This window comes from Bradyrhizobium sp. DOA9 (assembly GCF_000617845.2).
Classification (GTDB): Bacteria; Pseudomonadota; Alphaproteobacteria; order Rhizobiales; family Xanthobacteraceae; genus Bradyrhizobium.
The window spans coordinates 588130-600787 of record NZ_DF820425.1 but is presented as its reverse complement, the minus strand read 5'-3'; the positions used below and the strand labels follow the sequence as shown (position 1 = coordinate 600787).

The 12658-nt window shown below is 65.5% G+C and carries 13 protein-coding genes; 10 read left to right on the top strand and 3 right to left on the bottom strand.

Annotated elements, in window-relative coordinates:
• Positions 1 to 57: 57 nt before the first annotated feature.
• The 9 genes from BDOA9_RS02770 to BDOA9_RS02730 all read left to right on the top strand — a co-directional run bounded on the left by BDOA9_RS02770 (position 58) and on the right by BDOA9_RS02730 (position 8964).
• On the top strand, positions 58 to 270 hold the full coding sequence (locus BDOA9_RS02770) for a DUF433 domain-containing protein (RefSeq protein WP_025032427.1): 213 nt from the start codon (positions 58 to 60) through the stop codon (positions 268 to 270).
• A complete protein-coding gene (locus BDOA9_RS02765; RefSeq protein ID WP_025032426.1) occupies positions 267 to 590 on the top strand; it encodes a DUF5615 family PIN-like protein in 324 nt (107 codons plus the stop codon). The genes BDOA9_RS02770 and BDOA9_RS02765 overlap by 4 nt, the downstream gene beginning before the upstream one ends.
• Before the next feature lie 128 nt (positions 591 to 718).
• Positions 719 to 1963 carry a phosphoglycerate dehydrogenase gene (serA, locus tag BDOA9_RS02760; protein WP_025032425.1) on the top strand — a complete coding sequence of 415 codons (1245 nt, stop codon included), beginning with the start codon at positions 719 to 721 and terminating at the stop codon, positions 1961 to 1963.
• A 133-nt stretch (positions 1964 to 2096) separates the two neighbouring features.
• Complete coding sequence (locus BDOA9_RS02755) at positions 2097 to 2543, top strand: MarR family winged helix-turn-helix transcriptional regulator (RefSeq protein WP_025032424.1); 447 nt, start codon at positions 2097 to 2099, stop codon at positions 2541 to 2543.
• A gap of 17 nt (positions 2544 to 2560) precedes the next feature.
• Positions 2561 to 3331 carry an enoyl-CoA hydratase gene (locus tag BDOA9_RS02750; protein WP_025032423.1) on the top strand — a complete coding sequence of 257 codons (771 nt, stop codon included), beginning with the start codon at positions 2561 to 2563 and terminating at the stop codon, positions 3329 to 3331.
• Positions 3332 to 3442: 111 nt separating this feature from the next.
• Complete coding sequence (locus BDOA9_RS02745) at positions 3443 to 5524, top strand: methyl-accepting chemotaxis protein (RefSeq protein ID WP_025032422.1); 2082 nt, start codon at positions 3443 to 3445, stop codon at positions 5522 to 5524.
• Between the two features lie 127 nt (positions 5525 to 5651).
• Positions 5652 to 6590: a dihydrodipicolinate synthase family protein gene (locus BDOA9_RS02740; protein WP_025032421.1), complete on the top strand. Its 939-nt coding sequence runs from the start codon at positions 5652 to 5654 to the stop codon at positions 6588 to 6590.
• Positions 6591 to 6886: 296 nt separating this feature from the next.
• Positions 6887 to 8287 carry a selenium-binding protein SBP56-related protein gene (locus BDOA9_RS02735; RefSeq protein WP_025032420.1) on the top strand — a complete coding sequence of 467 codons (1401 nt, stop codon included), beginning with the start codon at positions 6887 to 6889 and terminating at the stop codon, positions 8285 to 8287.
• An 83-nt stretch (positions 8288 to 8370) separates the two neighbouring features.
• Complete coding sequence (locus BDOA9_RS02730) at positions 8371 to 8964, top strand: hypothetical protein (protein WP_025032419.1); 594 nt, start codon at positions 8371 to 8373, stop codon at positions 8962 to 8964.
• 120 nt (positions 8965 to 9084) lie between these two features.
• Here the strand turns inward: BDOA9_RS02730 and BDOA9_RS02725 are convergent, their stop codons facing one another.
• From BDOA9_RS02725 to BDOA9_RS02715, 3 genes are read right to left on the bottom strand one after another with little or no spacing between them, the layout of a single operon-like run.
• Positions 9085 to 9783: a DUF1045 domain-containing protein gene (locus BDOA9_RS02725; protein WP_025032418.1), complete on the bottom strand. Its 699-nt coding sequence runs from the start codon at positions 9781 to 9783 to the stop codon at positions 9085 to 9087.
• Positions 9784 to 9801: 18 nt separating this feature from the next.
• The gene (locus BDOA9_RS02720; RefSeq protein WP_025032417.1) at positions 9802 to 10995 is read right to left on the bottom strand and encodes an alpha-D-ribose 1-methylphosphonate 5-triphosphate diphosphatase; all 1194 of its coding nucleotides are present in this window, start codon (positions 10993 to 10995) and stop codon (positions 9802 to 9804) included.
• Complete coding sequence (locus BDOA9_RS02715) at positions 10992 to 11663, bottom strand: transferase hexapeptide repeat family protein (RefSeq protein WP_025032416.1); 672 nt, start codon at positions 11661 to 11663, stop codon at positions 10992 to 10994. Before BDOA9_RS02715 ends, BDOA9_RS02720 begins: the two co-directional genes overlap by 4 nt.
• 174 nt (positions 11664 to 11837) lie before the next feature.
• Here BDOA9_RS02715 and phnC point away from each other — a divergent pair, with 174 nt between their 5' ends.
• A complete protein-coding gene (gene phnC, locus BDOA9_RS02710; protein WP_025032415.1) occupies positions 11838 to 12647 on the top strand; it encodes a phosphonate ABC transporter ATP-binding protein in 810 nt (269 codons plus the stop codon).
• Positions 12648 to 12658 lie beyond the last annotated feature (11 nt).

Sequence of the window (12658 nt, the reverse complement as noted above, 5' to 3'; positions counted from 1 at the left end):
CAATTCCCCTCCCATTCTGCTAAGATGGTTTGAACAAAGGTCATCGCGTAATCCGTCATGAAGCAGTCGGTCGTTTCGCGCAGTCCAGATATTCTTGGTGGTGAAGCAGTCTTCGCCGGGACGAGAGTTCCGGCGGCAACTTTGCTCGATTACCTGGAGGCCGGAGAATCCATCGATGACTTCCTCGAAGGGTTTCCGTCCGTAACCCGTGAGCAGGTGATTGCATTTCTCGAAGAAGCCAGGTGGCGGTTGGTCGAAGCTGCGCCGTGAGAGTCTTTCTCGACGAATGCGTCGATTGGCGATTGGGGCGCGATATCCTCGGTCAGGAGGTCAGGACCGCTCGCCAGATGGGCTGGACGACCATCAAGAATGGCGAACTACTTGCGCTCGCGGCGGCCTCCTTCGACGTCTTCATCACGGTCGATCGCAATCTCTCCTTTCAGCAAAACTTGTCGGCTCACAGGATTGCCATTCTCGTTCTCTGCGCCCGGACGTATCGCCTGGCTGACCTTCGGCTGCTCGTCCCGAAAATCCTCGAAACGATCAATGTTGCGCAATCCGGAAAGGCCGTGCTGGTCGAGGCCGATTGAGCGCGCTATAGGAAATCCGGTTTTCACAGGGATCGCAAGCAACGGGTTCGCGCGGGCCCCAGCCCTATTGTGCTGCCTATCGCCCGCGGTCTATGTGCTCAGGCAAAGCTGCCATTAACGGAGAGTCCATGTCCGCCCCAGGCCAGAGCCCTGAGCGAAGCGCCAAGGCGCTGCTGCTCGAAGGCGTCAATGATAGCGCTGTCGACCTGTTCAAGGGCGCAGGCTTCACCAATGTCGAACGGTTGACCAAAGCGCTGGACGGCGCGGATCTGCGGCGCGCGCTCCAGGGCGTGTCGCTGCTCGGCATCCGTTCGCGGACCCAGATCACCGATGAGGTGCTGGGGGCGGCCGACCAGCTCCTCGCGGTCGGCTGCTTCAGCGTCGGCACCAACCAGGTCGATCTTCTGGCGGCGCGCAAGAGCGGAATTCCCGTCTTCAACGCGCCGTTCTCCAATACGCGCAGCGTCGCCGAGCTCGTGATCGGCGAGATCGTGATGCTGCTGCGACGGATCTTTCCGCGCTCGGTGTCGGCCCATGCCGGGGGCTGGGACAAGTCGGCGGCGGGCAGCCGCGAGGTGCGCGGCCGCACGCTCGGCATCGTCGGCTACGGCAATATCGGCTCGCAGCTCTCGACCCTGGCCGAAGCCATGGGCATGCGCGTGATCTATTTCGACCGCACCGACAAGCTTCGCCACGGCAACACCGAGCCGGTCGAGAAGCTGGACGAGCTGCTGGCGCAGAGCGACGTCGTCAGCCTGCACGTGCCGGAGACGCCGGAGACTGCGGGCATGATCGGCGAGAAGGAGCTGCGGGCGATGAGGCCGGGTTCGTTCCTGATCAACAACAGCCGCGGCACCGTGGTCGATCTCGATGCGCTGGCGCGCGCCTTGCGCGATGGTCATCTCGCCGGTGCGGCCGTCGACGTCTTTCCCGTCGAGCCCTCGTCGAACGCCGATCGGTTCAAGAGCCCCCTTCAGGGCCTCGAGAACGCCATCCTTACCCCGCATATCGGCGGCTCGACCGAAGAGGCGCAGGAGCGCATCGGTGGCGAAGTCGCGCGAAAACTGGTCGACTATTTCATCACCGGATCGACGATGGGCGCCGTGAATTTTCCGGAGGTGCAATTGCATCTTCGTCCCTCCGGAGCGCGCTTCAGCCATGTCCATCGCAACGTGCCGGGCATGCTGCGGCGGTTGAACGAAGTCTTCCTCCAGCGCGACATCAACATCGCCGCGCAATATCTGGAGACCGCCGGCGACCTTGGCTACGTCGTGCTCGACGCCGATCTCGGTGGTCAGGATTCCGGCGAGCTGCTGGCGCAGATCCGCGGCCTCGAGGGAACGATCGGCGCACGGCTGGTGTTCGAGCATTGAAGCGTTTTCGAGCGAAGTAGATGCGGGTCGCGTCAACACAACGCGGCACGGCTGCGAAGTCTCCAGCCTTACCTGGGCGCCGTAGAGAAACGGCTCGTTTGACAATCGCCTCGTGTACGGCTATTTATTTCGCATGCGAAATAACGTCGCCGGCGCGAAGCATCATCGGCTGATCTACCTGCTGAGCGTCGCGCAACGCCGCGTACAGCGCTGGATGGCGGCGCGGCCGGAGAGCGAGGTGACGCCGGCCCAGGCCGGGCTGCTGTTCATCCTCGGCAGGCGGGATGGCGTGTTGATGGGCGAGGCGGGCGCGGCACTCGACATGGGACCGGCCGGCATTTCCGGCCTCGTCGACCGTACGGTGGCCGCCAAGCTGGTCGAGCGGCGGGCCGACCGCGAGGATGGCCGCGCCTTTCGCATCTGGTTGACGCCGAAGGGGCGCACCGTGCTGGCGCAGGCGAAGGCGGGCGCCGCGGAGATCAATGCGGTGCTGACGGAAGGATTCACGGCCGCGGAAATCGACATCGTCGCACGCTGGCTGACGAGCATCCAGGACAAGTTTCCAAGACGTTCAGACTGATAACACGGAGCAGAGCAATGACCGAGCACGTCCGGATCGAGAATAGCGGCGGAGTTCTCACCCTCACCCTGGCGCGTCCCGACAAGAAGAACGCGCTGACCGATGCGATGTACGGCAAGCTCGCCGACGCGATCGAATCCGCCGAGCTCGATCCGTCCGCCCGCGTGATCCTGATCCGTGGCGAGGGCGACATGTTCACCGCCGGCAACGACGTCGGCGAGTTCGCGGCTGTCGCGGCCGGTAAGTCGGAAGGCAGCCGCAACGTGGTGCGCTTCATCCAGTCGCTGGCGCGCTGCACCCGGCCGCTGGTCGCGGCCGTGCAGGGCCGCGCCGTCGGCGTCGGCACCACGATGCTGCTGCATTGCGACCTCGTCGTGCTCGCCGACAACGTGCAATTGTCGACGCCGTTCGTCAGCCTCGCGCTGGTGCCGGAAGCGGCCTCCAGCCTGTTGATGCCGGCGCGCATTGGCTACGCCCGCGCCTACGAGATGTTCGCTCTCGGCGAAGCCGTGCCGGCCAAGTCGGCGCTGGAATGGGGCCTCGCCAACCGTGTGGTGCCGCTCGACAAGCTCGATGCGGAGGCGCTTGCGCTGGCGCAGCGTCTCGCCCGCCAGCCGGCCGGGGCCCTCAATGCAACCAAGCGGTTGATGCGCAACGGCGAGGCGCTGGTCGCGCAGATGCAGGCCGAAGGCGAGCAGTTCGCGCAGGGCCTGCGCACCGCCGAAGCGCGCGAGGCGTTTACGGCGTTTGCGGAGCGCCGCCCGCCGGATTTCACCAGAATAGGATAGCATTCCGAATGCGTGCAGGTTGGATCGCTTCGATTCAACTCAAACCTTAACGAAACATTGGCATGTGGCGGTGCAAGGTGGGCCTCTCCTGAGAGTTAGGTCCTTCGACCCATGTCCATCTTTAAGAATTCGGTAAGCACGCTCCTCCTGGTCCTGATGACGCTGCTGGCGGCCGGCGCGCTGACCAGCACGGCGATCCAGATGGTCGGGGCTTTCGGCCGCTATAGCGACAGTCTGGAGACCGAGCGGCTCGCGAATGCCGACAAGTCGATCTTCCATGGCGTGGTTGCCCTGCGCAGCAATCGCGGCGATGCCCAGAGCGCGCTGCTCGGCGAGGACGATCCGCGCGCCAAGCTCGGCGTTGCCGAGAAGGCGGAACAGGCCGGCTTCGACGCCATCAGCGCCGCGCTCTCCACCGTCGAATTCGCCCGCCGCGACGAGCTCGCCGGCACGCTGAAGCAGCGCTGGAGCGAGGCCGCGCCGAAATTCCAGTTGTTCTACGACGAGGCCAAGCTGCCGCGCGCCGAGCGCAAGCTGGAGCGCACCGCGCTCTGGTACGATTCGGTCACCAAGGTGATCGAGACCGCCAATCTCGCGTCCACCGCGGTGTCGAACCGCGCCTGGATGAACGATCCTTACATCGCCCGCATGATCCAGGCCCGCCGCCTCGCCTGGCAGGTGCGCGACCGCTACGGCATCCAGTGCTCGACCCTGCGGCCGAACGTCAACGCCAGCAAGCCGCTCGACGACGCCCAGAAGCAGACCGTGGCCGGATGGAACGGCGTCGTCACCGCCGGCTGGACCGGCATGGAGGAACTGCTTGCTGCGCCTGACATGCCGGCCGACCTCGTCAACACGGCCAAGGAGGCGAAGGCCAAGACCGACGGCGCCCTCAAGCAGATCGGCGAGATCACCAAGGGCTTCGACGGCAGCGGCCGTCCCGCGATGCCGGCGTCGGAATGGAACGCGTTGTGCCAGGCTCCGTTCGGATCCATCGTCGCGGTCGCGAGCAAGGCGCTCGACCTGTCGATCGCGCACGCGGAGACGGTTCAGGCGAAAGCGCTGACCAATCTCATCGTACAATCCTTCGCGTTCCTGCTCGCCCTGGCCGTGACTCTGGCCGGCGTGTTCGTGGTGCGCAACCGCCTGATGCGGCCGGTGCGCGCCATCCTCGACGCCATCGCCCGCATCAGCGCCCGCGACTATGCGACGCCGGTGCCGCAATCGCGGCATCCCGACGAGTTCGGCACCATGGCGGCTGCGCTCGAAAGCCTGCGCGAAAGCGCGGCGACCGCAGAGCGGCTCGGACGGGAACGCGAATCACAGCAGGCGCTTCAGCTCGCCCGCTCCGGCACCGTCGATGCCGCCTGCCGCAGCTTCGACGACACGGTGCAGGCGGTGATCCAGAGCGTTGCGGCCTCGACGCGCGAGCTCGACGCCACCGCAAGCGGCGTGCGCTCGCTGGTCACGGAATCGAGCAGCCAGACCGCGGCGGTCTCCTCCGCCGCCGAGCAGGCCACCAACAATCTCGAGACCATCGCCGCCGCGACCGAGGAGCTCTCCGCGTCCGTGGGCGAGATCTCCGCGCAGGTGCAGTCGAGCGCGCGCGAGGCCCGCGAGGCCGTGGCCCAGGCCGAGCAGACCAATGCGACGGTCGAGATCCTCGATCAGACGGCGAGCCGCATCGGCGAGGTCGTGAAGATGATCAACGCGATCGCGGCCCAGACCAACCTGCTGGCATTGAATGCCACCATCGAAGCCGCGCGCGCCGGCGAAGCCGGCCGCGGCTTCGCCGTGGTCGCGGGCGAGGTCAAGAGCCTCGCGGCGCAGACCGCGACCGCGACGGAAGAGATCTCGCGCCAGGTCGGGGAGATCCAGGGCGCCACCGGCCAGGCGGTCGCCGCGATCCGCTCGATCGGCGGGGCCATCGGCGGCATCGACGAGAAGATGACGGCGATTGCCGCCGCGGTCGAAGAGCAGCGCGCGGCGACGACGGAGATCTCGCGCAACTTCCAGCAGGCGGCCCAGGGCACACGCGAGGTCACCGACACGATCGGCAGCGTCGCCAGGCTCAACCAGGAGACCGGCAATGCCGGCACGGTGCTGTCGGAGTCCGTCAAGAAGATGTCGGCGGATGCCGATCGTCTTCGCGTCGCGGTCGAGGGTTTCCTGGGCGCCGTGAAGAGCGCCTGATTTTCGCACTCTTTCCACCTGACGTCGCGCGGGCATTGCCGCCGCCCGGCACTGCGGGTACATCTGGGCCGCCTCGCTGCCGTGAGCTCGGCGACAGACGCAAGACACACCAGGGATGGAGAGTTCGATGCCGGTCACCCCAAACAAGGCCCAACGCCCCTATCGCGGCGTGTTCCCGGTCGCGCCCACCATCTTCGACGAGCGCGGCGAGCTCGACCTCGAGGGCCAGCGCCGCTGCATCGACTTCATGATCGATGCCGGCTCGCACGGCATTTGCATCCTCGCCAATTTCTCCGAGCAGTTCGTGCTCACCGATGCCGAGCGTGAGACGGTGATGCACGCGGTGCTGGACCATGTGGCCGGCCGGGTTCCCGTGATCGTCACCACCACCCATTTCAGCTCGGCCGTATGCGCGGCGCGCAGCAAGCAGGCCGAGGCGGCCGGCGCCGCCATGGTGATGGTGATGCCACCCTATCACGGCGCGACCTTCCGTGTCCCGGAGAAAGGCATCGTCGAATTCTTCAAGGTGCTTTCCGGCGCAATCGATATCCCGATCATGATCCAGGATGCGCCGGTGGCCGGCACGCCGCTGTCGGTCGAGTTGCTGGCGCGGTTGTCGCGCGAGTTTTCCAACATCCGCTATTTCAAGATCGAGGTGCCGGGCGCGGCCTCGAAGCTTCGCAGCCTGATCGAGGCGGGCGGCAAGGACATCGAAGGCCCCTGGGACGGCGAGGAGGCGATCACGCTGCTCGCCGATCTCGATGCCGGTGCCACCGGCGCCATGACCGGCGGCGGCTATCCCGACGGCATCCGCCAGATCATCGATCCCTATTTCGCCAGTGATCGCGAGAAGGCGAAGGCCGCCTATGAGCGCTGGCTGCCGCTGATCAATTACGAGAACCGCCAATGCGGCCTGATCGCCTGCAAGGTGATGATGCAGGCCGGCGGCGTGATCAAGTCGGAGGCGGTGCGCCATCCGCTGCAGCCGCTGCATCCGGCGACGCGGGCGGGGCTGCTCGAGCTCGCCAAGGAGCGCGACGCACTCGCGCTGAGGTGGGGGAAGTAATTCTCTCCCTCGTCGTTGCGAGCGGAGCGAAGCAATCCAGGAATGTGTCCGCGAAGAGAATCTGGATTGCTTCGCTCCGCTCGCAATGACGGGGGCTGCCCATTTCGGCTGTAAGGCGTCGAATTAACGCGATTCCGCCCGTTTCCCATAGCCCGGCGATGGCATATTGTACGCTCGCCAACCGGCCTTGCGGAGAAGCCCAAGACATCGCGTCACAAGACATCGCGTAGCAGCTCTTCTTTTGCCGCGATCCCGAGCCAGGTTGGTGCAAACCGACAGAACAGGGAGGCAGTGCCATGACGATGAGGCCGGATCCCACCTTTCACGCATCGCCCAAGCTTGCGATGGAAGCGCCTGCGGAGAACTTCGCCTATACCTTGCTGCTCAGTCCGGATTTCTCGAAGCCGGACGCTCTTGCGGTCATCGACGTCAAGCCGGGATCGCCGACCTATAGCCAGATCGTCCACACCGTCACGATGCCCAACAAGGGCGACGAATTTCATCACTTCGGCTGGAATGCTTGCTCATCCGCCTTGTCGCCGCTCGCCGGACACGCGTTCATCGAGCGGCGCTATCTCATCATCCCGGGGCTGCGCTCGTCGCGAATCTACATCATCGATACCAAGCCCGATCCGACGAAGGCCAAGATCCACAAGATCATCGAGCCGGAGGAGGTCTTCAAGAAGACGGGCTACTCGCGGCCGCACACGATCCATTGCGGACCGGACGGCATCTATGTGAGCACGCTGGGCGGCGGCGGCAAGGACGGCACCAATGGGCCTCCGGGCGTCTTCATCATGGATTGCGAGACGTTCGAGGTTCTCGGACGATGGGAGATCGACCGTGGCCCGCAGACGCTGCATTATGATTTCTGGTGGAATCTGCCGCGCGATTACATGGTGACGAGCGAATGGGCGTTACCGCCGCAGTTCGAGAACGGGATCGTCCCGGAAGATCTGCTTGCGAATAAATATGGCCATCGCCTCCACTTCTGGGATCTCCGCGCCCGCCGCAACGTCCAGACCATCGACCTCGGTGCCAATCATCAGATGGCGCTGGAGGTGCGGCCCGCTCACGATCCGGTTCGCGAGTACGGCTTCGTCGGCGTCGTGGTCGACACCACCAACCTCGAAGCATCGATCTGGACCTGGTGGCGCGAGGGCGGGAAATTCCATGCCGAGAAGACGGCGACGATCCCTCCCGAACCCGCGCCGAAGGAGAAGCTGCCGCCGCTACTACAGGGATTTGGCGCCGTGCCGCCGCTGGTGACGGACATCGACCTGTCGATGGACGACCGGTTTCTCTACGTCTCGTGCTGGGGCACGGGTGAAATGCGCCAGTACGACGTCAGCGATCCCAGAAAGCCGAAGCTCGCGGGTTCCGTCCACATCGGCGGCATCGCGCGGCGCACGCCCCATCCGAACGGCAAGGCCTTTGCGGCGGGTCCGCAGATGGTCGAGATCAGCCGCGACGGTCGGCGCGTGTACTGGACCAATTCGCTCTATTCCACCTGGGACGACCAGTTCTATCCCGACGGGGTTCCGGGCGTGGAAGTCATGGCCAATGTCGGTCGCAATGGCGGCCTCGAGCTCGACAAGGACTATTTCGTGAGCTTCCCCGACGGCTATCGTGCGCACCAGATCAGGCTCGAGGGCGGCGACTGTTCGACGGACTCCTTTTGCTACCCGTCGGTCTAGATGGAGCGCAGGCGAGCCCGGCCCTTGGCTGGCTGTGGCTCGCGCTCGTTGCGAGCGGTCTCTACCACGGGGTCAATCCGGGAATGGGATGGCCGCTCGCCGTTTCGGCCGGGCTCATGGACAAGAGCCCGCTCGCGCTCTTTCGTGCATTGTGGGCTTTGGCGGCCGGGCATCTGCTGGCAACACTTCTCGTGCTGCTGCCGTTCGCGTTCCTGCTCGTGCTGGCCGAATGGCAGCGTCCGATCCAGATCGTCGCGAGCCTTCTCGTCATCGGCTTTGGCGTCTATCGGCTGATCGACCGGCGTCATCCGCGCGCGCTGGCACGGATTCCGCCGACGCAATTGGCGGTCTGGTCGTTTGCCGTCGCCATCGCTCATGGCGCTGCCCTGATGCTCGTGCCGATCTATCTCGGGCTCTGCCAGGCCTTCGAGCTCGATGCCGGCCATCAGGCGGCGGGCGCGCTGATGAAGGCAAATCTCGGGATGGCGGTGCTGGTGTCCCTGGTGCACGTTGCCGCCATGGTCGGCGCCGGTGGATGTCTGGCGTGGCTGGTTTACCGCCATCTGGGATTGAGGTTCGTCTCGCGAAGCTGGTTCAACCTGGATGCAGTCTGGGCGACCAGCCTCGTTCTGGTTGGCGCGGTGGCGCTCGCTTTCAATCTTGCGACCTGGCGCTAGGCTGAGAATGTCTCCCCACGTCGTTGCGAGCGAAGCGAAGCAATCCAGACCTTCTTCCCCAAGGAAACAGTCTGGATTGCTTCGTCGCTTCGCTCCTCGCAATGACGGAGGACGTGCTGGCTATTTTGCTAACGTCGACTCGCCGATGATGCGAAATCTTGCATTGGCATCATTCTGCTTGAACAGCGCGATGCGATCGACCGCCAGGGTCTCGAGGTTCAGCGCCGCAAATCGGTCCCGCAGCATCTGAAGGATCGGCCCGCGCCGTTCCGCATCCAGTCGCCCCGTCAGCGTCATGTGGAAGCGGAATTCCTCCATCACGTAAGGGTAGCCCCAGCGGTCGAGATGGTCGCGCTGCCGCTCGCTGAGCTTCTCCGGCTTGCGACGGGCGCGATCCTCCGCCGTCAGCGCGGCGCGAAACGGATCGAATTCGCGAACGCAATCTGCGGCAAGCTGCTGCAGAGCCTCGACCGGCTCGGCTGGAATGACGGCAATGAAGCCGCTGATGGAATCGACAATTGGCCGGACCGTCGGGATCGGTCGTGTCCGGCCGGCGAAGGCCGCGCAGGCAGCCTTCAGATCGGCTTCGGTCTTGCCGGGCGCCAGCGCCATCGGCGCCTTCAGCGTGGCGTGAAAGCCGTATTTGCGGGGATCGGCGCTGACCTCGTGCCAGTCCGGCGCGACATGCAGTGCTTGTTGCGGAAACGGCAGCTCGTCTCCGCTATGGGCGTCATAGCCGAGCAGCTCGGCGCCGAAGCGGGAGAGGGCGCTGTCGCGGCCTGCGGCAAAGTAGATCGCGTAGCGGGGGAAACCTGTCATTGCCTCAGCATAACCAATTTACGCCGCGACGACAGCCTCGCGCGGCGCAGCCATGGCGGTGAGCAGCCGCGTCGCGTCGGTGAGATGCACGAGCTTGCCGCCTGAGATCACCGCGATCAGCCGCGGCCGCAGCTCCACGCTGTCGTCGACGAGGAGAATGTCGGCACGGCGTCCGTCCGCGAGCAGGCCGCGATCGGTGAGGCCGGTCGCGCGCGCCGGGCCGGCGGAGACCAGATCCCAGGCCTGTGTCAGCGGCACCACGCCGTCGGCGGCCAGGCGGAACGCGGCGAGCAGCTGCGCGGGATAATAATAGTCCGACGCCAGCACCGAGCAGAGCCCCTTTGCGATCATGTCGGAGGCCCTGGTCCAGCCGGTGTGGCTGCCGCCACGCACGACGTTCGGCGCGCCGTAGACGATCGCATCGCCGTGGCTGGCCGCTGCCTGCGCCGTCTCCTCGTTGATCGGAAATTCCGCGATCAAGGCGCCGAGCTCGCGAAACGCCTGGCGCATCGCCGGCGTCGCATCGTCATGCGAAAGCATCCGCACCTCGGCCGCGCGGGCTGCAGCGGCCAGCCGTGCAACCGAAGCCGGCACCTCGCCGGCGCGCGAGACCACGCGTTCGACCAGCCGGTCGAATTCCTCGGCCGACAGCCCGGTGCGCTCCACCATGCGGTTGCGCTTGCGCGGCTTGGCCATGTCGGCGACCGTACCGTCCATGTGGTCGTTGAAGGCGAACAGGTCGACGCGGCCCTCCGAAAGCCACTGACTGATCTCGGCCTCCGCATCGAGGTTGTAGGTCTCGTGCCGCAGGTGGAAGCGGGTGTCGGCGGCGAATTGCGGACGCTGCCGCTCGATCGCCTCCATCAGGCCGCGCGCGTTCTCGGCGCTGCGCAGGCCCGGCTCCCAGGAGCAGGTCGTGGCGTGAAACACCGTGGTGATGCCGTTGCTGATCGCCTGGCGGTCGCTGTCGGCGAGCGCAACGTCGATGGGAAAGTCGACGCCGGCGCGCGGCATCATCTGGCGCTCGAAGGCATCGCCGTGCAGATCGACGATGCCGGGCAGCACCAGCAGGCCACGGGCATCGAGCGCCAGCCGCGCCCGGCCGCGAGAGGCGTCGACCTCTGCAATGTCGGTTCCGGAGACGAGAAGCGAGGTTTCGACGAGATCGGCGCCGATCAGAGCCCGGCCGCCTTCAATGAAGATGTCTGTCACGCGACCGCGCTTCGTTTGCTGGCAGGAGAATTGGCGAGTGAGCCCGCTTGTGCTTCGTATGTCGAGAGAAAATCTTCAATCCCGAGCTTCCGGAAATCGGGCAGCGCCGCGCGCAATTTGTCGTGATCCCAGTCCCACCAGGCGAGCTTTGCAAGGCGCCCGGCGATCTCCTCCGAGAACCGCCGCCGCACGATACGAGCCGGATTGCCGGCGACGATGGTGTAGGCCGGCACGTCCCTGGTGACGATTGCGCCGGCGGCGATCACCGCGCCGGTGCCGATGTTGCGGCCCGGCAGCACGATCGCACCATGGCCGATCCAGACGTCATGGCCGATATGAACGTGATGCTGGCGCCGCCAGTCGAAGAATTCGGCATCGTCGCTTTCGCCCTCGAAATAGGCGCTGGAGCGATAGGTGAAATGCGCCTGCGTGGCGCGGTGCATCGGATGGTTGCCGGGATTGATGCGGGTCATCGCCGCGATCGAGCAGAACTTTCCGATGGTGGTGTAGGTGATCTGCGCATCGTTCACGACATAGGAATAGTCGCCCATCGCCACTTCATGCAGGATCGTGCGCGCGCCGACCTCGGTATAGGCGCCGAGCCTGGTCTCGTGCAGCTTTGCCGAGGGATCGACGGTCGGCTGAACCGACAGAGCTTTGGCGACCATGTTGCATCCGAAGTGCGAGGGCGAGCTTCTCTCTTCGAGCGGCCGGATGACGATGTCATGACAGATAAATGACAGGGGACGATGTGCGCAGGATGGCCGCACTGCAGCAGCGCTGTCACACAAGTGTTAAGCACGGGCGTTAGCGGTTGGCTCCAGCTACTCTGGAGCCCCTCGATGCTGGTGGTTGAAGGCCTGACGTGTCGCTTCGGCGCGAAAGCCGCGGTGGACGATGCTTCGTTTCAAGTTTCCCCCGGCGGCTTCGTCGGTGTGATCGGGCGATCCGGCGCCGGCAAGTCGACATTGTTGCGGAGCATCAACCGCCTGGTGACGCCGACCGGAGGGCGCATCCTGTTCGACGGCATCGACGTTACGGGCCTGCGTGGCAGGGAGCTGCGGCAGTGGCGCGCCCGCTCGGCGATGATCTTCCAGCAGTTCAACCTGGTCGGTCGCCTCGACGTGCTCACCAATGTCCTGATGGGGCGTCTCGCCACGATGCCCGCCTGGCGCTCGCTGTCGCAGGCCTGGCCCGAGCAGGACAAGGCGCTGGCGATGTCGGCGCTCGAGCAGTTCGACATCGCTTCGCTCGCCGCCCAGCGCGCCGACCAGCTCTCCGGCGGCCAGCAGCAGCGTGTCGCGATTGCCCGCGCGCTGGTGCAGCAGCCCGACATCATCCTCGCCGACGAGCCGATCGCCTCGCTCGATCCGCGCAATACCAAGATCGTGATGGATGCGCTTTTGCGTATCAACAAGCATTTCGGCATCACCGTGCTCTGCAACCTGCATTCGCTCGATCTCGCCCGCACCTATTGCGACCGCCTGATCGGCATGGCGGCCGGGCGCGTGGTGTTCGACGGCGCGCCGTCCGCGCTGACCGATCACGTCGCGCGCGAGCTGTACGATCTCGAAGCCGCCGATGTCATGGGCGCGATGCCCGTCCCGGCGCCGGAGGGTGTTCCGGCGCTCGGAACGGCCGCGGCCGCCTGAGCGACGTCCGT

What these genes read in the sequence shown, in the direction of transcription:
- BDOA9_RS02730 (WP_025032419.1), top strand. Translation starts at nt 8,371, where the DNA reads ATGGGATGGCCGCTCGCCGTTTCGGCCGGGCTCATGGACAAGAGCCCG.
- BDOA9_RS02770 (WP_025032427.1), top strand. Translation starts at nt 58, where the DNA reads ATGAAGCAGTCGGTCGTTTCGCGCAGTCCAGATATTCTTGGTGGTGAA.
- BDOA9_RS02755 (WP_025032424.1), top strand. Translation starts at nt 2,097, where the DNA reads ATGCGAAATAACGTCGCCGGCGCGAAGCATCATCGGCTGATCTACCTG.
- BDOA9_RS02715 (WP_025032416.1), bottom strand. Translation starts at nt 11,663, where the DNA reads ATGGTCGCCAAAGCTCTGTCGGTTCAGCCGACCGTCGATCCCTCGGCA.
- BDOA9_RS02740 (WP_025032421.1), top strand. Translation starts at nt 5,652, where the DNA reads ATGCCGGTCACCCCAAACAAGGCCCAACGCCCCTATCGCGGCGTGTTC.
- BDOA9_RS02750 (WP_025032423.1), top strand. Translation starts at nt 2,561, where the DNA reads ATGACCGAGCACGTCCGGATCGAGAATAGCGGCGGAGTTCTCACCCTC.
- BDOA9_RS02735 (WP_025032420.1), top strand. Translation starts at nt 6,887, where the DNA reads ATGACGATGAGGCCGGATCCCACCTTTCACGCATCGCCCAAGCTTGCG.
- BDOA9_RS02725 (WP_025032418.1), bottom strand. Translation starts at nt 9,783, where the DNA reads ATGACAGGTTTCCCCCGCTACGCGATCTACTTTGCCGCAGGCCGCGAC.
- phnC (WP_025032415.1), top strand. Translation starts at nt 11,838, where the DNA reads ATGCTGGTGGTTGAAGGCCTGACGTGTCGCTTCGGCGCGAAAGCCGCG.
- serA (WP_025032425.1), top strand. Translation starts at nt 719, where the DNA reads ATGTCCGCCCCAGGCCAGAGCCCTGAGCGAAGCGCCAAGGCGCTGCTG.
- BDOA9_RS02745 (WP_025032422.1), top strand. Translation starts at nt 3,443, where the DNA reads ATGTCCATCTTTAAGAATTCGGTAAGCACGCTCCTCCTGGTCCTGATG.